Here is a 19,929-nt window from a genome sequence, read left to right as displayed (position 1 = left end):
AAAAAGAACCCCGTTACGCGGGGCTCTTTTTTATTTCTTGTATTTATTTCAAATTAACTGTGGCGCCAGCTTCTTCTAATTTCTTTTTCAAGGCTTCAGCTTCATCTTTTTTCAAAGCTTTTTTAATCATTTGAGGTACGCCATCAACCATATCCTTAGCCTCTTTCAGGCCCAAACCTGTTACTTCTTTCACGACCTTGATCACGCCAATTTTGTTTTCGCCTGCGGCAGCCAATTCAACATCGTATTCTGATTTGGTTGGCGCGGCTTCAGCGCTAGCGCCTGCGGCTGCCATCATCGCGACTGGAGCAGCTGCTGAAACTCCAAACTTTTCTTCCAGCACCTTCACTAATTCAGACAAATCAATAACTGACATCTTCTCAATTTCTTCAACTAGGGCTTTGAATTTATTTGGAACTTCAACCTCTTTTTTTGATTCTTTTTCTTCTGCCATAAATTTTAAAATTAATTTTAATTATTAATTATTTAAATTTTTTGTTCTTTAATTGAATTCAATACTTGGACTAAGCCTCGTAGATTGCCTGCCAAAACATTTACAAAGCCGGAAACCGGAGCATTAATACTGCCGACTAATTTGGCCAAAAGTTCGGCCTTACTTGGAATCTTTGATAAGGCAACAACCTGAGCCAAATCAATGAATTTTGATTCCATAATACCGCCAAGCATTTTTAAAGCTTCGTGTGTTTTGGCAAAATTTGCTGTTATTTTAGCTGGGGCAATTTCATCCTCAAACCCAATAACCAAGGCAATGTTGCCTTGTAAATTTTTAACATTCATATCTGTTAAGCCGGCTTTTTCTAAAGCTTTGGTAATTAGAGTCTTTTTAGCAACTAGATATTCTATTCCCTCTTTTTTACATAACCTCTTTAAATCAGAGGCCTCTTTCACAGTTAAACCTTTATAATCGGTAAAAACCAAACTCTTGAAAGATTTGAATTTATCAGTTAAATTCTCAATAATTTTCTTTTTTTGGTCCTTTGTTTTAGGCATAGGTTTGGAATTATGAATTATGAAAGCTGAATTATGAAATAAAAAACTGTGGGGATGCCACAGACAATTCAATTAGCTAATAGCTATTTGGCCAATGGCTTATTGGCTATTAGTAATTTTCACCTCGATAGGTTTTACTTCCTGGCGGAATACCTATTGTCTGCGGTTAAAATAAGTATAACATAGTGAAAAAATATGTCAAGACATGTCGTTCGCGAACGACGTGTCAAGAAAAAAAGAAGCGCAAATTTCGCGCCTCTTTATGGTATTTCCTTATGACGGAACCCACTTTTTTAAAATCATCTCCAAGCCATCAATAATAAGTCTTTGGCCATTTACATTTATCATGCACCCTTTTTTCTCCTCTCTCGGAGTCAGTTCTTTTAATTCTACTCCGAGAAGAGATAATAATTCATCCAATTTTGCCCGGTCAGCAAGACTAGAAATTGCTTCGCAAATAATCCATGTTTCCTTTGAATTATTTTTAGACATGTTTGCCTCCTTTTTTACATAACTTTACTAGCTTTTAGAAGTGTTTCTAAGCCTATGATTTCGTTTACCGGAACGTCTAATTCCACCATATCCTTTTTATGTACGTTCTGTGAAGCAGGATTGCTGCTTTTTAGGGTGATCCCATGTTTTCCCAAAAAATTCTTAATTTCCGGTTTTAATTCATGCATGTCATTAAGCAAACCTTTGCCAGTTATCCAGAATGGCGGCTGTTGTTTAGTGCCTTGGTTTTTGTCCATTTTTCCCTCCATTTGTTAATTTGTTAAAGGGCGTGCCATTACTTGTAAAATACGGCTCTTTCTCTCCAAATTTTCTTTTTTTCTTCTTTTTTCTCCGACTCACTAACTGTCCTCCTTTGTTTTTTTTAAAACTTAAAGAGCTGACTTTTTAGCCAGCTCTTTGTTTATATGGAAATAATTATTCCTAAATTTACATATTTAAACAAGCTGGCAGGCTAAATCCGCTAAAAAAGTAAAAGTTAAACCAAGCTTGATTAATATTTTTCATATAAAAATATCTTAACAAGGGGTAAAGTTTTTGTCAAATTTGGTTGTGGATTAAAAAACCCGCTTCATTTGGAAACGGGTTTAGGTGCTTTTTCTTTTTTTCTTTTTTGCTAGAATATCAACACATGAGGCCTCAACTTCCTCAAGGCTATAAAGAGAAACAATCTTTCCAGTACTACTTTTTCCATTATAAGCCAATGAGTTTTTGGCACGTAGCACAACGGAATCATAAGATAGCTTTAACTTTTCAGAAATAATCTGAATAGTACCATATTTTTTACCATCTTTGACAGCCCAATTAGATTTATCAGCAATGAGCAAGGTGTCATCTAGAAGATCTGCACATGATTTTTTAACCTCATCAAAGCTGTAAAAATCAGTTAATATCCCACGCTTACCCCTTACAGATGATAAATCTTTTATGCGTGAATTTATAGCTGCTGGAGATAATTTTAATTCTCCAGCAATGGTTTTTATTGACGCATATTTTCGTCCATTTTTAGTTGCCCAACCTGATTCATCAGCAATAAGCAAGTCGTGATCAAGAATATCAGAGCAAGCTGTTTTTATTTTCTTAACATTATAAACATCTGCTATTCGTCCGGTTTTTCTCCTTGCCTTTGTCGGGCGTATTCCGGCTTTTTTAATTCTGACATTAATGGCTGTATGAGCAATACCTAAAAGTTTGGCCAATTGAGGCACTGAAGCATATTGCTCGTTATCAATCATGGCGATACCACTTTCATTAATATGAGGAATTTTTTTAAGCAAATCAGCACACAATGATTTCGCTTTTTTTACACTAAAGCCTTCAACTAAATTACCATTCTTTGCTTTAAATTGTTTTGTTGGTAATTTAGATTTTTCTACCCTTATGCGTATCGCACGCTTACTAATACCAAAAATTTTTCCCAAGGTTTTAAGCGTTGCATAGTATTCACCGTTGGAAAAAATCATATCATTCTCGTCTGCCATTGGTAACTCTTCAAATAATTCAGGAAAAGCCTTCTCTATTTGCGCGATATTATAACCTATTAGAGGTAATCCACTCCAAGATTTATATCTTAAAGAGGGTTGCTTCGTTTTATTGATTTTTCTTGTCAGAGTAGTCGCGCTAATGTTTAAAATTTTTGCAAGCCGTGATATTGCTGCAAATTCTTCCCCCTTATACCTCAAAATACCATCTTTGCTAGCGATTGGTAGTTCTTCGTCAATCAGATCGGCACAAGCATTCTTAGCTTCTTCAAAGTTATATAGAACGACGAGAAGGCCATTCTTGATTTTCCCTTTAAGAGCGACCTTGTTTTTTACACGTATCTTTATTGTCCGTGAAGATAGCCCTAATTCTTGAGCAATGATACTTATGGAAGCGTATTTTTGGCCATTTTTGATAGCCCAACCATATTTGTCTACAATTAACAAAGTATCATCTAACAAATCACTAAAAACGTTTCTGGCATCGTTAAAGTTGTATGAGTTAGCAACTCGATTTTTATATTTTTTAACGAGCACTGGAGTCAATATTGAAGTACGAGATATTATAGTTGGTATGCTCAAATTTAATAATTGGGATAACGCTTGGACAGTGCAATATGGCTCTTTTCTTATCCCCTGATCATTAATCCAGTGATACCGTCCCTCTTCATCCTGAAGGAGGCGATATTCTTTAACGAATTCATTCATATTCATAGTGGCCTCCTTTTTTAAATTTTCAAAGTCCGATAATGGAGCTTAGCAAGAAAAATAGATTTTGTCAATAAAAAAGCCCGACAAAGATTATTTGTCGGGCTGGAATTTTGAAGAAAGAACAATTAACGCTGGACTGGCAGGAAAACTATACCGTCTTCATTTGCCACGGGTAAGCTGTCAAAAGTTGTCATTTGGGCAGTGATTTTGGCAACTTGGATTAAATCAGTTATGAGTCTTATACTGACTCTGCCATTAGGTGGCCACAATTTGTCTCCACCAACGCCAATATTCCTTTCGTGTTCCTCCATGGGTGGTGGTAAGATATATGTCCCTCCTAAAATATCACTAAAGAGGACTGGCCTGAAAGAATGGTTTTGACATTCATCAAGGAAATCAACCACAGTTGCAAGTTTTCCTCCCCATCTTCTGAACATCTTTCTCGCCACTGGTTGTTTTTTATCCTCGTCGCTAAAAAGACGCAAGACTCGCCCACCACGTTGAGTGGCTTTTACTACAGAACTGGTGATGCGCAAATTGATTAGGGCACTAATAAGCGTGTCGTCAAAGCCCTTATCAATTAAGTCAACAGTGGTTATAACCTTGATTTTGCCGATTTTGAAATCATCCAAGCGCTGCTGTAATTCTCTTTTGGGCAAATAGTATTCCTGCGTACTGCCCCAGACTGCTCGAGCTGAAATACCTGCATGCTGAAAAATTTCTGCGATCTTCATTGCATGCTCAACGTTAATGCACGTAATCAAGCAAGTTTGACCATTAAAGAATTCACTGTAAATATCCAGTGCAGCTCTATTGCGACGAACGATGTCTATGATGCGTTTTTGCTCCTTAATATCATAATCGCCGCGTGTAAGAGTAATTCTGGAGATATCTATGTTTGTCTGGGCAAGCCAGCATCGTACCCCGCAAAGCAAGTTCAGTTTGACTGCCTCTTCGATGGTCATTCTTGCAATACACGGCATGAAATTTTCAACTCGCTTCAATTCATTGTATTCATCCGAAGCAGTTAGGCCAAGATGAATTGTTTGAGGGTCGAAAAAATTCATAATCTGCTGGCGTGCCGGCGTTAAAGCCTCATGAACCTCGTCCCAGATTACCAAATCAAAGCATGACGGATCAATCGGGAATTCACTAGCCCTTTGAAAAGATTGATAAGTGCCAATAATGATCTGCCCGTCCATTTCTTTCTTAGTACCAGTGAAATTATTGATTGAGACAATGTTTTCGCCGAACTTACGGAAACGATTATCAGTCTGATCTACCAAAGCCAATGTCGGCACAAGGAATAAAACCTTTTTGAACTGACCAGCATTGGTAAGCTCAATCGCATATTGAGTTTTGCCAATACCGCTCGGCTCTTTTATGTAAAAGGCATTCATTCCTTTTCTGATAGCCTTATAAATGGCCTGGAAAGTGCTTTGCTGGCCTAACTTTAATCGCTCTGCGAATTTTTCGCTCCTTAGAAAACGCTTGAGGTTTCTAAGTATTTCCATTTGGGTCATCTTTACCTCCTATTTTTCTTTTTACTAAATTTTTAAGGTTCAAATTCCATTTACAATTAATTCTCTAGCTTAGCAAAAAATAATGCTAATGTCAATGTTTAGCCATTTTCACTTAACTTATATCTTATCCTCAAAACCCCGTTATTAAAATCACTGGAAATGATTTTAAATTGTCCAATTTCTTTGGTTGACTTTACATGCGGACCAATGCAAGGCACTGAATCATAATCCCCTATTTCAATAATTCTTAAATCTTCTTTTTGTCCTTCAGGTAAGCGGGTCAAATCAAATTGTTTACTGGCAATCTCATAATTAATAAATTTTTCTTTCACTGGCAAGTCCAGTGCAATTACTTCATTAACCTTATCTTCCAGCAACTTTATTTCTTCGGGATTTAAAGCGCGGTCAAAATGATAATCACATTTTGATTTCTTTTTCTCAATATGCGCGCTAAAACAGCGCTTGGTGCCGAATAAACGAACCATGGTCTGGTTAAGCAAATGCTCGGCAGTGTGCATTGGCGGGTATACTTCCTTCATAAGGATACTAATGTACTAATTTAATACTAATTATACTAATAATTTCTAGTGTTTAATTAATTTACGGAAGTTACTTAATTTGATTTCTGTTTCTTTTAACTCAAATTTATTTTCTAAGTTCACAATTCTAATAAATCTAACACCTTGGCTATTAAATAGTGCCAGAATACCCAGTTTCTTATTAGTTGCTTTAAGATAAGCAATAATTTGATCAAATGCTTGTTTAGCAAATCGTTTTCCGACTTTAATCTCTAATACTATCTTATCGTCAATTAAAAAATCCAAATAATAAAGGCCTATTTTTTCATTATTAAATTTTAAATCGCATTTTATTTGCCTTCTGTAACTTATTTTATTTTGATCCAATAACTTGCTGATCGCATTTTCATAATACTTTTCCTGATAACCATACCCTAATTCGTTAGATACCCTGAATAATACTCCTACTATCTCATAACTTAATTCTGGATAAATTAAATCAATTTTATTTTTCATAACCAATTAGTATCATTAGTAAATTATTAGTATATTAGATTCATCTTATAATCGTCCCTTTAAAATTTTTCTCGCTTAAATAATTCTCCAAATTATGTCCATTACAAATAATGACTTCTAAACCCAATTTCTGCGCTAATTTGCTGGCAATGGGGTCAAATGGCCAATTAGCGCCAGGATCCCATTTAGCGCCGATTAAACGGCGATAATGAGCCCAGGAAAGAGCTTTAAAAGGCTTAGCGCCTTTATATTTATTAGGATCTTTATCATAAACATATTCCACATTGCTTAAATTAATCACAATTGATGCTTTAAATGATTTGGCTAAATTAACTGCCATATTATCCGAAGAAGCGCCTGGCTTCCAGCCCCCAGCAATTATAATCGGTTGAGATCCTTTAATTTTTGTGTCGGGCTTATCAATAACTTTAAAATACGCCTTCTTAGCAAACATCACCCTGACTAATTCTGCATTTACTTTAGTTGCTTTAATTCCCAGCCAGTCCAATTCAACTGGTTTCACTTTTTTATTTAATTCCCTGGCTGCCTGATTGTATTTGCGACAAATTTTTCCGCCACCGGTCACGATCACAAAGCGAAAACCCCGCTTAACAAACTTCTCAATTATCTTTTTGAATTTCTTTAAATAATCAACATCAATTTCATAAGGCGAGATTAATGAACCGCCTAGTGAAATAACTATTGTTTTTTTAATTTTTCGCATATTGACAATATTTATTAGTTGATTTAAGGTCAAGTAAAGGAGGATTAAAATGAAAATAGTAATTGCAAGTGATCATAGCGGATTTAAAGTGAAAGAAGCAGTCAAAGCTGCTTTAAAAAATTCCCCAGTAAACGTAGTAGATTTCGGCTGTTTTTCAGATGAACCAGTTGATTATCCTCAATTCGCACAGTCGGCAGTTGAGGCAGTTCTCAAAGGTGAAATGGATAGAGCCATTCTAATTTGTGGAACAGGTATTGGCATGTCAATTGTAGCTAATCGCTACCCGGGAATCAGAGCAGCCCTGGTCTACAACGAAGAGGTAGCCAGACTAAGCCGTGAACATAATAATGCTAATGTCTTATGCTTGGGTGCCAAACAAATGAGCCAAGAACAAATCATCAGAATCATTGGGATTTGGCTTACTACAAAATTCTCCCGTGAGAAAAGGCACTTCCGACGAATTATGCAAATTAATGAAATGCACCTAAAAAGGGACTAAAAATCCCTTTTTTTATTTTTGTGTTTGCTTATTAACGCCTTTTACTTCTTGGATAAAAAAATCAATGCCATCACATAGAACTTTTACATAGCCGGCATTTTTTAAGAAGGCGCCAACCGGTAATTCACTATATTTAATATATCCCATGTGCATTAAAAATGTCCTAATACAACCGCCGTGAGTAACTACAATTGCAGTTTTATTGGGATAAGCAACGGCAATTTCTCTTAATTGAGTTATAAACCTGCCAATGACTTCCTCATCACTTTCAATATCATCATCAAACTTAAATGCCTTATGATCCTCGTCAGAAAGTTTCTTAACCATTTCAAAAAGCTGCTGAAATTTTTCTCTGTATTTTTCTCCAGGGGTTCCTTCATAGTGACCAAATGTTCGCTCCCTTAAAGCTCTTGAGGTCTGGATAGCCAGTTGTCTTTCTAGCTTTATTATTTCCGCGGATTTTCGAGCCCGATGTAAATCTGAAGAAAAAATAACGTCAAAATGAATATCCCTTAGATCATTAGCCGTTTGTTGAACTTGTTTTATTCCTTCATTGGTGAGTGGAGAATCTAATTGACCCTGAATAATTCCGTTTTTATTCCACTCCGTCTCTCCATGTCTAACCAGATAGAGCGTGCAAAAATTCTCATTATTTTTAAACATAAATTAGCTGCATTTTATTATTTATAATATTCATTCACTTTTAAAATTTCTAACTCTAAATATTTTTTCAAACGGCCTAAATAATCCTGCTCACCAGCGGAAATGTAATCAAATTTGTTTTGGAAATGAATTTTTTTTATTTTCATAAAGTAATCTTACCTTTAAAAAAGAAAAAGGACAAGGCTAGCGCCTCATCCTAATTGCATTTAGATTGTCATTGGTTCATTTAAACTTTTCTCGTCAACACGAGACGATTTTTCAAATCTATTTATTAATTTTTCTGATCTTTCAGCCGCTTTTTTCAGCCCATTCGCTAATGACCGATTACCCTTTGTCTTTCTTGATTCACCACTTTTAGATCTCTTAGCCATTAAGTCCTCCTCCAGATTTATTTTTTCATCATTGTCCCTCAACTGGGCCAAATGTTTTTAAAAGTTCAGACGGTTTAAATGAACGTTTTTTATTAAGCTCGGCAACTGTCTGATCACAGTCTGCTATCGCCTTTTCTAAGGCTGCGTTACCCTCTGGTGACGAAATCCAGGCATTTACTTGCTCAGCTATTGCTTCATCCGACTTTCCTTTTTTTTCAGGCTTACTAGCCATGTGAATTCCTCCCTTCACTTTAATTCTTCTATTTTCATCATACTTGGAAAAAAGAAAAAGGACAAGGCAACAGCTTATCCTTGATAAATGCTTATTTCCAAACCAGCCCCAATATCCTTTAATTCGCTTTGATATGCTTTCTCATTCTCTACATAATAAAGATAATCTTCCATGACGTGCTTATGGGAAATGGCATTATCAGCAATAATAATAGCGCCCGATTTCAATTTTGGCTCCAGTAGTTTTAATTGCTGTAAATATTCATTTTTCCTGCCATCTAAAAAAACAAAATCAATTCTTTCATCTAATTCCCCTAACCTTTTATTGGCATCATCAGGAATTATTTGCACGTATTTTATCAAATCAGCTTTTTGTAAATTAGAAACTAAATCGCGCACTTTTTCCGGTACAAACTCATAAGTTATTAATTTAGCGTTAACTTTTTGCGCAGCATCTGCCAACCAAATTGTAGAATACCCATTAGAAGCGCCAATTTCCACCATTACTTCGGACTTCTTTTCTAAAATTAATTTATGCAAAAAAAGACCAGTTTCCCTGGAGATATTCCACTGGCCGCCTGCTTTATTTAATTCCTCCAGTTTTTTTAAAACTTTTTCAATTCTTTCAGTCATATAATTTAGTATAATCTTAGCAAATATTAATGATATTGACAAACTATAAAATTTATGATAATTTTAATCATTAATGAATGAGTTAAACAATGCAATTTAACAATACAATTAACGTCTTTTGCCCTTGGGCAATGGATAACAAAAGGCACTAAATGCCAAGGAGGAAAAAATGATTTCAGAACGAGCAAGATTAAAAATCTTTGGTTTAGCCCTTGAATCAAAAATAGAGATGGGAGACGCCATCCAAATATTGAAGGATATCCAATACGACGACTTAAACTTAGCGATACTGACCTTCAAAAAAAAATGGGAAGGGGTTGCTCAAATCTTATTTAATGTCGGCTCTTGGGTAACCAGGTGGGAGGCACTAAAATTAATTGATGCCTTAATGAAACATTATGGCATCAATAACAGAGAAATCTGGGAAGAAGTGCTGCACACGGATTTAACGCTGCATATGTGGGATCATCTTGCGCTAGAGAATCGCCTTCCTGAGGAACGGAATGAGGCAGATGCAATTCGCCTTTTGGAGATTGATCGCATTACAACCATACGTGCCATCATTGAAACCTACATGGTGGACACAAGAGGGCTGCAAGATCAACTCACGACAAAAAGGAATGTCATAGTCTTTCGCAAAGAAATGGGCAGTGCCATAAAAAAAATCATCAACTACAGAATCAAAACTGATGCGGCTGAATTCAAAAAACTGCTAAAACTTGAATTCCAAAATTTAACATCGGAACGATTAAGTGACTTTGACAAGCTCTACGCCAAATATCTTGATAGCTATGAGCCCCTAGAAGTACGCCTGCCGTTGCCAAAAAAAGAAAGCATCGCGTCAATTGAAGCTCGCCTAAAAAAAGCCGAGATTGAAGGTGTTCCCGCTGACGATTCCGATGAAAATATTGACCTGATGTTTGAAGAGATACAACTTCCTGACTTTAATACACAAGATGCAACGGATCTCGTCGACAACGATAAATTCTTCGTGCTAGAATTCAAGCCTAAATCATATGAAGTTAATACCGAGGGCATAATTGACGTGCTCAAATCACTAATAGCTGAATATGGTGTTGGGGAAATAGATATGCGCTCGCTCGAAGAACTCAAAACTTTTCAAAAACATGCTTTGGAGCACGATTTACTCGGCCAATACTGGAAAATCATCAATGAGGTAGAAAAAAAACTCCTCAAAGTTTGGAGAAGAGAAATTCAAACTGATGAGATGAAAAAATTGGGTAAAATTATTACCTCGGTCAGTATCTATAAAATAAGCCTAGGTAATAATACTGCATTATTGGAACATCTCAAAAAAAGAGATCCCAAAAATAAATAGTTTACTTTAAAAAGGCCCGACAAGGGCCTTTTCTTTTTTACCAATTTAATGTCTTTTCTTTATCTCCAAATCATACATTATCTCCTCAATCTTTCGCAAATTATTTTTGGACTGGTCAAATTTGGGACGCAAAGGTCCGATCAAATTAAACTGGATTAATTCATGAACCACATCTTCAATTGCCTGTTCACAGACTGCTACTTCTTTATACCGCCTTCTGGTGGCTAAAAAAACCGCGCGCCTGACTAATTCGCCGGTAAAATCGCTTAAGCCGCCTAAATAAGTATTTTCATCAAATTTAACTCCAGGCAAGGCGCCAATTTTACCTGTTTTTAAAAACTGATAAAGCAATTTGGCCTCACAATATTCTTCTTGAGCTGCCAAAAATGCACCCTCGTATTCCAAGCCTTTTTCTTGCTTAATCTTAGTGCCCAAATATTTTAGCAGTTCTTCTGATTCTTTAAAATTCTTTTCAGCTTCAGCAATGTTGTCGCGGTGCAAGGCAAAGATGGCTTGTTTTGCCAGCTTCAAGATGTCATTACTGTGCTTAATTATAATCCTGCGGCCAATATCATAGGAATTATAATCTTTTTTTAATTTCGCAAAAAATTTTTTGTCTAGCATGTGTTTTTAGTTTAAAGTATAAAGTTTTAAAGTTTATAAAGATTTTATTAAGCCGGATAAGATTTTGGATATTTCCAAAGACATTTCATAATATATTTCAAAATCTACTCTTGAAATATATTTTAGTTCTAAGGCTAAATAAAGCATTGATCTTACTTCCCCACAAGAACCTTTTGCCATGTATAAAAATCTAATAAATTCCTTATTGGTCTTTCTCTCAAAACCTTCGGCTATATTATTCATTATAGAGATTACTGCATGTTTAATTTGTCTGGCAAAATCATAATCAATACATTCCCTAAAGGCATCATAAATAATTATAACTAATTCCTTACTTTTTTGCCATGCAATAATATACTCAAATTTATTTATTTTCACAATTCTTTAAAAACCTCCCACTTTATAAACTTTTTACTTAATTAATTAGTCATTAAAATATTTTTCCCTATTTAGCTTATGTTCTGCAAATGTTTTAGCAAAAATCATTTTTCCATCAGGCGTATTTATAAAATAATAATAATCATTTTTTTCAGGATATATTGCAGCCATAATAGAATCAAGTCCTGGATTGCAAATCGGACCGGGAGGCAGACCAGGATATTTGTATGTATTATAAAGATTGTCTGTCTGCAAATCTTCGCTTGAAGGACGATCAGTTTGTTTCTCTGTTATATAATTAACGGTCGGATCAGCCTGTAAAGCCATGCCAATTTCTAAACGATTATAATACACCCCTGCCACTCTTTTTTTATCTTCCAGTGTTTTGGCTTCTTTTTCAATTATTGAGGCCAAAGTTAAAATGTCATATAACTTCTTCCCCTGACTTTCTATTTGTCCAGCCATAGCAGAAGTTATTTTATGGTCAAAATTATCCAACATTTTTTTAATTATATCCTCAAGCTTGGCATTTTTAAAAACACGATAAGTATCAGGGAATAAATATCCTTCAATACTTAAATTCTTAGGTTTTTCTGCTAAAAATTCATAGTCAGCTGAAAAATCCGTAGGATTAGGCAGCGTATAATTATTAGTATAATCAACTCCCGGATAACCCACTAATCCATACAATTCATCGCTTTCTGTTATAACTCCAATTTTAACAAAATAATTTGCTATGTCGCGCAAATTCCAGCCCTCTAAAATTGTTATTACTCGCTCGTTTTCCAAGTCTGAACCAGAAATCAATGCATTTACCAAATGTCTAATGCTCCACGAAGCATTAATGGTATGCTCACCAGCTAAAATTTTATTGCCTCCTTTGATTGCCCACAAATAAGTTTCAAAAATAAAGGAATTATCAATTAAGCCTGCAGTTTTCAAATCTCGGCTGATTTGATGCACACCCTCTCCTTGACTGATATTAAAATTCTTAATTTCACCATTACCAGCCTGACTAATAAAAACAATTTTAAATATCCAGCCTAAGGATATAACCAATGAAATAATTAAAATAATAAGTAAAAATTTCTTCATATTTTTTTTAAATTTTGCTATAATAGTATTAGTATTTTAATGTTATTGTGTTTTAGTATTTTAGAATAAAAATATGTCTTATAAAATTCTTCTAACGCCATTTATTGCTTTAATCATCGCCCAATTAATTAAAGTAATCGTTGATTCAACAAGGGGTAAATTTTCCTGGAAAAACTTTAATTCTTATGGCGGGTTTCCTTCTTCTCATTCAGCCCTGGTATCAGCCTTAGCGACTGAAGTTGGCTTGCTAAGCGGTTTTTTATCTATTCCCTTTGTTATCAGCATAACCTTGGCTTTTGTGGTAATTCGCGATGCTGTTGGTTTGCGCCAAATGCTGGGCAAGCACGCTAAAATTCTCAATATGCTGATTAAAGATCTGCCTGATTACAAAGAAGATAAATATCCTTTTCTGGAAGAACGATTGGGGCATACCTACTGGCAAGCGTTGGCTGGAATTATTTTAGGAATTATTGTTGCATTGTTAATATAAAAAAATGGTAAGACAATAGTAATACTTTGGTAAAACAATTGTCTTACAATCTTTTTGCTATTGTTTTACAATTGTATTACAATAATATCTTATTCCCCCACAATCTGGACAGTTACTAGCCTGTCCCTTTTTTTATTATCAAAATCAAGTAAAACAATCTGCTGCCAGTTGCCCAAAACAGGCTCGCCATTAATTAATGGCAATGTTAAATGTGTGCCAATAATAGTTGAGCGAATATGGGAAAATCCATTGCCATCCTGCCATTTATCATCGTGGTTGTAATGCTTGCCTTCTGGCGCGATTATTTCCATCGCTTCCTTTAAATCCTTATCTAATTCTGCTCCGATTTCCATGGTTGAGATGGAAGCGGTTGAGCCTGTGACAAAAACTAAAACCAAACCATTTTGAATTTTTGAATCTTCAATTATCTTTTTAACTTGGCTGGTAATATCCCGGACATCACAACAGCCCTTTGTTTCAGTTGTAAAATTATCATTGTAAACCATAAGTTTATATTTTTCTATTCTTTGCATTTAATATTTTCTTTTTATCGTTTTTCAATTCCATGATATGTTTTTCTGGAGGTAAATTTTCTAGCGTTATTCCCCTCACTGTATTTGAGCCAATATCAACCATTTTCCTGAATTGGAGAAAATGGTTATCCACAGCCTGCCCGCTATTAATACAAGCTCTAGCAGCCCTCCCAATGACTTCTTCAGCATTTTCCCATTTTTTATAGCCTAAAATTGGCATTAATTCTCTTGCTTGCCAGTATTCAATGCCATTGTCATCTGTCTTTTTAATGCTCTCAAAATCCTTATTAAGTGAAATTGAAGCAATTTCTTGAGCCATAAATTTATTTCTGATCTTTAGGGCAATATGATGATGTCCTGCCACCAATTGTCATTTTTTTAATTATAGTCCCACAATGCTTGCATTTCTCGCCATAACGGCCATAAACTTTTAATTGCTTGGAATAAGCGCCTGCTTCCCCGTTGGCATTGCGATAATTGCTAAATGTCGTGCCCTGGGCTTTAATAGACGCAGTTAAAATTTTTCCAATGCCCTGATAAATTAATTTAATCTCTTTAGCTGTTAAACTTTTGACTTTGCGGTCTGGTCTGACTCTGGCATAAAAACATACTTCATCGCTATAAATATTTCCTATGCCTACTACAATTTTATTATCCATTAATAATTGCTTGATTTTATTATTTGGCCGTTTTTTCATGGCCGACTGCAAATAATCTAAAGTAAATTCTGCAGATAAAGGTTCTGGTCCTAATTTCATTTTATTTAATTGTTCAATTAACTGTTTGCTGTTATAAAGCCGCAACCAGCCAAATTTGCGAATATCATTAAAATACAAATGGCTTTTGTCAGTGAACGTAAAAATCGCATGGGTAAATTTATTCGGCAGACATTCAAAACCTTCTTTGATCGGGTGCCCGCCGACTAAACATTTTACTTTACTGCCGTAAACTAATTGGCCAGTCATTTTTAAATGGATTAAAATATGCCGTGATTTGCTTAAATCAATAATCAGCATCTTTGCCCGCCGCCTTAAGCTTATAATTTTCAAACCTTTAATCCGCGATCTGTAATCAGCAATTTTATAATTAATCATTTTCTGCCAATCACAAGAAAAATCAGAAATAATTTTCCCAACAATACTTTTTTGCAAGCCGCGTTTAATTGTCTCAACTTCTGGTAATTCGGGCATATGAATGTAATAAGAAATAAGTAATATGAAATACGGAAAGGAATATTATATTTTTAAAATCTTCCAACCTTCGTTGGCCGAAGCCAACTTCGGTTGGCGAAGGCCAATCCATATTACTCGTCTCGGCATGAGTTCGCAAATTTCTCATCCTATTAGATATTAATGAGCCGAAGCCGGACATATTTCATATTACCTATTTCCTATATCAAAGAAGTCCCGGTCATTTCCGGCGGTTTTTTAACACCCATTAATTTTAAAATTGTTGGCGCAATATCCGAGAGCACACCCGACGGAGTGACCAAGCTTAAGTCAGAGCCCATGCTATCAGGCAAGCCTAAATTTTTTCCCTCCCAATCATGCCCGATGATAATAAATGGGACGGGATTTGTGCTGTGTTCTTTATCAATTTCCCCTGTTTTTATATTTTGTAATTCCTCAGCATTGCCATGATCAGCCGTAACCAAAACTACTCCATTTTTTGTTAAAACCAAGGCTGCTATTTTGCCTAAACATTTATCAATTATTTCACAAGCCTTAATGGTTGACTTTAGATTGCCGGTGTGCGCTACAATATCAGCATTGGCAAAATTTATAACTATAAAATCATAGGTATTTGCTTCAATGGCTTTTAATACTTCGTCCGTAACCTTTGAGGCTGACATTTCTGGCTTGTCAGCATATGACGCAATACGCGGAGACGGGATAACAATCCGATCTTCTCCAGGAAAGGGCGCTTCCACTCCGGCATTAAAGAAAAAAGTTACGTGCGCATATTTCTCAGTCTCAGCGATATGTAATTGTTTTAAGCCTGCCGTACTTAAAACTTTGGCTAAAGGGTTGGTAATTTCCGCTGAAAAAAAAGCAATTTTATCTACAGGCAAATCCTTGTCATATTGCATTATACTGACAAAAAACAAATTTTTATAATTAATTGGGCGTTCAAATTTGCTAAAATCAGGCAAGACAAAGGCCTGAGTCAATTGCCGAGCGCGGTCTGCCCGAAAATTAAAAAAAATAACAGCATCATTGTCTTCTATCAGGCCGACTGGCCTATTTTTATTGGTAATCACAGTCGGAATAAATTCTTCATCATAAATTTTATTTTCATAAGAAGCTTCAATTGCCCTAATCGGATCAGAAAATTTTTGTTCACTCTCGCCTTTGGTCATGGCCCAAAAGGCTTTTTGCAACCTTTCCCAATGATTATCGCGATCCATTGCATAAAAACGTCCGGAAATGGTGGCGATTTTAGCATTTACTTTTAATTCCTTAATCTTTGCTAAAAGCTCTTTAACGAAACCTAAACCGCTGTTAAAAATTGAATCTCGGCCATCCAAAATTACATGTATATAGACTTCTTTTATTTGCTGTTTTTTGGCAAATTCCAATAAACCGTATAAATGGTCTATATGAGAATGCACACCTCCATTGCTAACCAGGCCAAGCAGATGTAATTTTGATTTGTATTTCTTGACGTGATTTGCAGCATCTAAAAAAGCCTGATTCGTAAAAAAAGCGCCGTCTGCAATAGTTTTACTTATAAGCGGCAAGCTTTGATAAAAAATTGTACCTGAACCTATATTGGTATGGCCGACTTCTGAAGTCCCCATTTCACCCCAAGACAAACCAACAGCATCGCCAGACGCAACAAGAGTCATTGCTGGATAAGTACCGATAAATTTATCCAGATTTGGCGTTTTAGCTTGAGTAATGGCATTGCCAGGTGATGCCGGCGCAACACCCCAGCCGTCTAATATAACTAAAACAACTGGACGATTTTTTAATTTCATATATTGATTATACTTTATTTTTTATTAATCCCGTACCTGTCATTTCCTTGGGTTTTTTAACTGCAGTAAGCTGTAAAATAGTAGGAGCAATATCTGCCAAGATGCCGCTGTTTTTTAATTTTAATTTATTTTGCCAATAGTTGTTAATAATAATAAACGGCACGGGATTTGCGCTATGTTCCGTATCCTCCTCCCCTGTTTTTAAATTAATCATTTCCTCTATATTGCCGTGATCAGCGGTTATCAGCAAGGTGCCATTTGCCTTAGAGACAGCCTTGTATATTTTTCCTAAACAAGTATCAATAATTTTTATAACTTTAAGCGCTGCTTTGAAATCACCAGTGTGACCGATCATATCCGCATTCGCAAAATTTACTGCTATAAAATCATATTTTTTATTTTGCAAATTTTTTAAAATTATATTAGTTAAAGGATGAATTGACATCTGAGGATGCTTTAAATAATTCGTTCCAAGAGATGGAATCACCAGCCATTTTTCGCCATTAACAGGCTGGCCATGTCCGCCATTGAAAAAATATGTGACATGAGCGTATTTTTCTCGTTCTGCCAGATATAGCTGGCGATACTTTTTTAAAACCAAAGGCAAGGTATTTTTTAGAATCACGCTAGGAAAAGCAGTCATTATGCTGTCTAAATCCGGGCCAAAATCAGTCAGGGCAATAAACTTTACATTTTTTAAAACTTTTTTTCTTTTAAATGCGCCCAGATTATCTTTTTCAAATTGTTTTTGGACAAAAGGCTTAGCCATTTGTCTGGCACGATCAGACCTTAAATTAAAAAATATAACCGCGTCATTATCGTTTATAAATTTGGGTTTCTTTTGGGGATTTAAAATTATTATCGGAGAAATAAATTCATCTGTCTCTCCCCGATTATAGGCTTCACTCACGGCTTTATAAGGATTATCAGATGCCAGGCCAATGCCTAAAACCATGGCATTATAGGCCATTTCTGTTCTTGACCATTTTTTTATGCGATCCATTGCATAAAAGCGTCCCACGATAGTTGATATTGTTTCATGATTTTTAAAATTATTTATCAGTTTACTGACCAAACGTGAAGCTGCATGCGGTGATGAATCGCGTCCATCAGTAAAAAGATGCAAATAAATTCGTTCAAATTTTTCTCTTTTCATTAGTTCCAAAAGCGAGTACAAATGAAGCGGGTCAGAATGAGCACTCTCACCATTGGATAATAAACCCATTAAGTGTAAATTTGATTTATTTTTCTTAGCCCAACTGACTGCTTCTAATAACGCTGGATTTCTAAAAAATGTTCCATTTTTAATGGCTTCATCAATCAAGACTGCCTCTTGTTTAACTATCCTGCCAGCGCCGATATTCATATGGCCTGCTTCTGAATTGCCATCTTGGTTTTTTGGCAAGCCGACTTTTAAGCCAGAAGCAATCAATTCGGTGTGGGAAAATTTTTTATTAAAAAAATCCCAATTTGGCTTTTTAACCTGAGAAATTGGATTGGCTTTTGAAGCTGGCGCAATGCCCCAGCCATCTAATATAACTAAAACTATAGGCAAAAAATCAATATTTTTGTCCTGTTTCATATATCTATATTCTACCTCAAAATGCTATTATTTTCAAATAAAAAAACCGCAGCTGAAAAATCGCCGTGGCTTCTATATGAAAATTCAAAAGAACAAAGGACAAACCTTCGTTTGCCGTAGCAAACTACGGTTTGCGAAGGCAAAAGACAAAATAAATTTAAAACACAAATATTAAATAACAAAAAATTGAATTTTAGATTTATAATTTTTTTTTATTTTGTCTTTAGAGTTTTGTGATTTGTCATTTCCCCAATTCTTCTTCAATTTCCATTAAGCGGTTATATTTTGCCAATCTTTCACTGCGTGACAATGAGCCTGCTTTGATATATTCAGCATTGACTGCCACGGCTAAATCAGCAATAAATGAGTCGCAAGTCTCACCGCTGCGATTGGAAATAATTACTTTATAATTATTCATCTTTGCCAAATAAATAGCAGCCACAGTTTCAGTTAGAGTACCGATTTGATTTGGTTTAATTAAAATGGCATTGGCAACTTTTTGTTCAATCCCTTTTCTTAATCTATCAGTATTTGTCACAAATAAATCATCGCCAACCAACATGCATTTTTCCCCTAATTTTTTAGTTAAAATTTTCCAATTTTGCCAATCATCTTCAGCTAAACCGTCTTCAATAGAAATCAATTTGTATTTTTTCTTCCACTTCTCATATAACGAAATTAATTTTCTGGCCATTAATTTTCTACCATTAATCTTATAAACTTTTTTTTGCGGTAAATAGAATCCGGTAGCAGCTGCGTCAATTGCCAAACCAATATCTTTGTGAGCTCTATATTTTGCTTTTTTAATTGCAGCCAAAAGAAAATCAAAGGCTTTTTCATTTTTTGGCAAATTTACAGCATAACCGCCTTCATCTCCAACCATTGTTTTAAAACCATTTTGTTTTAAGATGCCTCCTAAGGCCTGAAAAATTTCACTGCCAGCTTGGACGCGTTTTGCCATTGTTTTAAATTTAGGCACAATCATGATTTCCTGCAAATCCAAAGCCCAGTCTGCATGCGCGCCGCCATTTAAGACATTCATCATTGGAATAGGCAGTAAATAATTCTTATAATGCACATTATAAATATCACGAAGATAAGCATACAATGGCTGACCCGATGACAAGGCACCGGCTCTGGCGCAGGCTAAAGAAACTCCTAAGATCGCATTGGCACCCAAATCTTTTTTATTTTTTGAATCATCCAGCTTGATCATTAATTTATCAATATCTTGTTGCTTAGTAATTTCAATGCCTCTCAATAAATAATCAATAGCCTCATTTACGTTTTTTACAGCTCTTAATACTCCCTTTCCTTGATAGCGCTTTTTATTATTATCACGTAATTCCCAGGCTTCGTGACTGCCTGTTGATGCCCCGGATGGCACACTGGCCTTGCCCACAATACCATTAGACAATTCAACTTTAATACTAAGAGTGGGGTTCCCGCGTGAATCCAAAATTTCCAAGGCGTGAATTTTTTTTATTTTTCTGGAATTTAACATACACTACAAAATT

The 19,929-nt window shown here is 35.4% G+C and carries 26 protein-coding genes and 1 other annotated feature; of the genes, 3 read left to right on the top strand and 23 right to left on the bottom strand.

Annotated elements, in window-relative coordinates; all coding sequences use genetic code 11:
* Nucleotides 1-43: 43 nt before the first annotated feature.
* The 9 genes from rplL to pyrH form a co-directional block, all read right to left on the bottom strand.
* Nucleotides 44-454, bottom strand: coding sequence for a 50S ribosomal protein L7/L12 (gene rplL, locus WC460_01840; protein MFA5188085.1), 411 nt, complete (start codon nt 452-454; stop codon nt 44-46).
* Nucleotides 455-486: 32 nt separating this feature from the next.
* A complete protein-coding gene (gene rplJ / locus WC460_01835) occupies nt 487-1,011 on the bottom strand; it encodes a 50S ribosomal protein L10 (GenBank protein ID MFA5188084.1) in 525 nt (174 codons plus the stop codon).
* A 31-nt stretch (nt 1,012-1,042) separates the two neighbouring features.
* Nucleotides 1,043-1,195, bottom strand: a sequence feature (ribosomal protein L10 leader region).
* Between the two features lie 89 nt (nt 1,196-1,284).
* A complete protein-coding gene (locus tag WC460_01830) occupies nt 1,285-1,503 on the bottom strand; it encodes a hypothetical protein (protein MFA5188083.1) in 219 nt (72 codons plus the stop codon).
* 14 nt (nt 1,504-1,517) lie between these two features.
* Nucleotides 1,518-1,760: a hypothetical protein gene (locus tag WC460_01825; protein ID MFA5188082.1), complete on the bottom strand. Its 243-nt coding sequence runs from the start codon at nt 1,758-1,760 to the stop codon at nt 1,518-1,520.
* 348 nt (nt 1,761-2,108) lie between these two features.
* Nucleotides 2,109-3,716, bottom strand: coding sequence for a hypothetical protein (locus WC460_01820; protein MFA5188081.1), 1,608 nt, complete (start codon nt 3,714-3,716; stop codon nt 2,109-2,111).
* A gap of 122 nt (nt 3,717-3,838) precedes the next feature.
* Complete coding sequence (locus tag WC460_01815; GenBank protein ID MFA5188080.1) at nt 3,839-5,236, bottom strand: DEAD/DEAH box helicase family protein; 1,398 nt, start codon at nt 5,234-5,236, stop codon at nt 3,839-3,841.
* 98 nt (nt 5,237-5,334) lie between these two features.
* Nucleotides 5,335-5,775, bottom strand: coding sequence for a hypothetical protein (locus WC460_01810; GenBank protein MFA5188079.1), 441 nt, complete (start codon nt 5,773-5,775; stop codon nt 5,335-5,337).
* Between the two features lie 45 nt (nt 5,776-5,820).
* The gene (locus WC460_01805; protein ID MFA5188078.1) at nt 5,821-6,270 is read right to left on the bottom strand and encodes a GxxExxY protein; all 450 of its coding nucleotides are present in this window, start codon (nt 6,268-6,270) and stop codon (nt 5,821-5,823) included.
* A 40-nt stretch (nt 6,271-6,310) separates the two neighbouring features.
* Complete coding sequence (gene pyrH, locus WC460_01800; GenBank protein MFA5188077.1) at nt 6,311-6,994, bottom strand: UMP kinase; 684 nt, start codon at nt 6,992-6,994, stop codon at nt 6,311-6,313.
* 49 nt (nt 6,995-7,043) lie between these two features.
* Here pyrH and rpiB point away from each other — a divergent pair, with 49 nt between their 5' ends.
* On the top strand, nt 7,044-7,493 hold the full coding sequence (gene rpiB, locus WC460_01795) for a ribose 5-phosphate isomerase B (GenBank protein ID MFA5188076.1): 450 nt from the start codon (nt 7,044-7,046) through the stop codon (nt 7,491-7,493).
* Between the two features lie 12 nt (nt 7,494-7,505).
* On the opposite strand, the gene WC460_01790 is transcribed toward rpiB, so the two are convergent.
* The 5 genes from WC460_01790 to WC460_01770 form a co-directional block, all read right to left on the bottom strand.
* Nucleotides 7,506-8,156, bottom strand: coding sequence for a histidine phosphatase family protein (locus tag WC460_01790; GenBank protein MFA5188075.1), 651 nt, complete (start codon nt 8,154-8,156; stop codon nt 7,506-7,508).
* Between the two features lie 17 nt (nt 8,157-8,173).
* Nucleotides 8,174-8,302 carry a hypothetical protein gene (locus WC460_01785; protein MFA5188074.1) on the bottom strand — a complete coding sequence of 43 codons (129 nt, stop codon included), beginning with the start codon at nt 8,300-8,302 and terminating at the stop codon, nt 8,174-8,176.
* Nucleotides 8,303-8,362: 60 nt separating this feature from the next.
* Nucleotides 8,363-8,527: a hypothetical protein gene (locus WC460_01780; GenBank protein MFA5188073.1), complete on the bottom strand. Its 165-nt coding sequence runs from the start codon at nt 8,525-8,527 to the stop codon at nt 8,363-8,365.
* A gap of 28 nt (nt 8,528-8,555) precedes the next feature.
* The gene (locus WC460_01775; GenBank protein ID MFA5188072.1) at nt 8,556-8,759 is read right to left on the bottom strand and encodes a hypothetical protein; all 204 of its coding nucleotides are present in this window, start codon (nt 8,757-8,759) and stop codon (nt 8,556-8,558) included.
* Nucleotides 8,760-8,833: 74 nt separating this feature from the next.
* The gene (locus WC460_01770) at nt 8,834-9,391 is read right to left on the bottom strand and encodes a class I SAM-dependent methyltransferase (GenBank protein MFA5188071.1); all 558 of its coding nucleotides are present in this window, start codon (nt 9,389-9,391) and stop codon (nt 8,834-8,836) included.
* Nucleotides 9,392-9,560: 169 nt separating this feature from the next.
* Here WC460_01770 and WC460_01765 point away from each other — a divergent pair, with 169 nt between their 5' ends.
* The gene (locus WC460_01765; GenBank protein ID MFA5188070.1) at nt 9,561-10,730 is read left to right on the top strand and encodes a hypothetical protein; all 1,170 of its coding nucleotides are present in this window, start codon (nt 9,561-9,563) and stop codon (nt 10,728-10,730) included.
* Between the two features lie 45 nt (nt 10,731-10,775).
* Here the strand turns inward: WC460_01765 and WC460_01760 are convergent, their stop codons facing one another.
* The 3 genes from WC460_01760 to mltG are packed head-to-tail and all read right to left on the bottom strand — an operon-like array spanning nt 10,776 to nt 12,827.
* On the bottom strand, nt 10,776-11,354 hold the full coding sequence (locus WC460_01760) for a hypothetical protein (protein MFA5188069.1): 579 nt from the start codon (nt 11,352-11,354) through the stop codon (nt 10,776-10,778).
* 33 nt (nt 11,355-11,387) lie between these two features.
* Nucleotides 11,388-11,732: a four helix bundle protein gene (locus tag WC460_01755; GenBank protein MFA5188068.1), complete on the bottom strand. Its 345-nt coding sequence runs from the start codon at nt 11,730-11,732 to the stop codon at nt 11,388-11,390.
* 45 nt (nt 11,733-11,777) lie between these two features.
* Nucleotides 11,778-12,827: an endolytic transglycosylase MltG gene (gene mltG, locus WC460_01750; GenBank protein ID MFA5188067.1), complete on the bottom strand. Its 1,050-nt coding sequence runs from the start codon at nt 12,825-12,827 to the stop codon at nt 11,778-11,780.
* Between the two features lie 73 nt (nt 12,828-12,900).
* Between mltG and WC460_01745 the strand changes: the two genes are divergently transcribed.
* Nucleotides 12,901-13,317 (top strand): divergent PAP2 family protein, encoded by a 417-nt coding sequence (locus WC460_01745; protein MFA5188066.1) that lies wholly within the window; start codon nt 12,901-12,903, stop codon nt 13,315-13,317.
* Nucleotides 13,318-13,406: 89 nt separating this feature from the next.
* On the opposite strand, the gene WC460_01740 is transcribed toward WC460_01745, so the two are convergent.
* The 6 genes from WC460_01740 to eno all read right to left on the bottom strand — a co-directional run bounded on the left by WC460_01740 (nt 13,407) and on the right by eno (nt 19,916).
* Complete coding sequence (locus WC460_01740; GenBank protein MFA5188065.1) at nt 13,407-13,823, bottom strand: secondary thiamine-phosphate synthase enzyme YjbQ; 417 nt, start codon at nt 13,821-13,823, stop codon at nt 13,407-13,409.
* 4 nt (nt 13,824-13,827) lie between these two features.
* Nucleotides 13,828-14,169, bottom strand: coding sequence for a hypothetical protein (locus WC460_01735; protein MFA5188064.1), 342 nt, complete (start codon nt 14,167-14,169; stop codon nt 13,828-13,830).
* A gap of 4 nt (nt 14,170-14,173) precedes the next feature.
* Nucleotides 14,174-15,040 (bottom strand): bifunctional DNA-formamidopyrimidine glycosylase/DNA-(apurinic or apyrimidinic site) lyase, encoded by an 867-nt coding sequence (mutM, locus tag WC460_01730; protein MFA5188063.1) that lies wholly within the window; start codon nt 15,038-15,040, stop codon nt 14,174-14,176.
* Nucleotides 15,041-15,240: 200 nt separating this feature from the next.
* Nucleotides 15,241-16,830: a 2,3-bisphosphoglycerate-independent phosphoglycerate mutase gene (gpmI, locus tag WC460_01725; protein ID MFA5188062.1), complete on the bottom strand. Its 1,590-nt coding sequence runs from the start codon at nt 16,828-16,830 to the stop codon at nt 15,241-15,243.
* A gap of 7 nt (nt 16,831-16,837) precedes the next feature.
* A complete protein-coding gene (gene gpmI, locus WC460_01720) occupies nt 16,838-18,412 on the bottom strand; it encodes a 2,3-bisphosphoglycerate-independent phosphoglycerate mutase (GenBank protein ID MFA5188061.1) in 1,575 nt (524 codons plus the stop codon).
* Nucleotides 18,413-18,653: 241 nt separating this feature from the next.
* Entirely contained in the window at nt 18,654-19,916 is a 1,263-nt protein-coding gene (gene eno / locus WC460_01715) for a phosphopyruvate hydratase (protein MFA5188060.1), read from the bottom strand.
* Nucleotides 19,917-19,929: the final 13 nt, after the last annotated feature.

Source organism: Patescibacteria group bacterium (assembly GCA_041651155.1).
Classification (GTDB): domain Bacteria; phylum Patescibacteriota; class Patescibacteriia; order CAIXNZ01; family CAIXNZ01; genus JAPLYF01.
The sequence above is the reverse complement of the archived record's forward strand: the minus strand, read 5'-3'. Positions and strand labels throughout refer to the sequence as shown.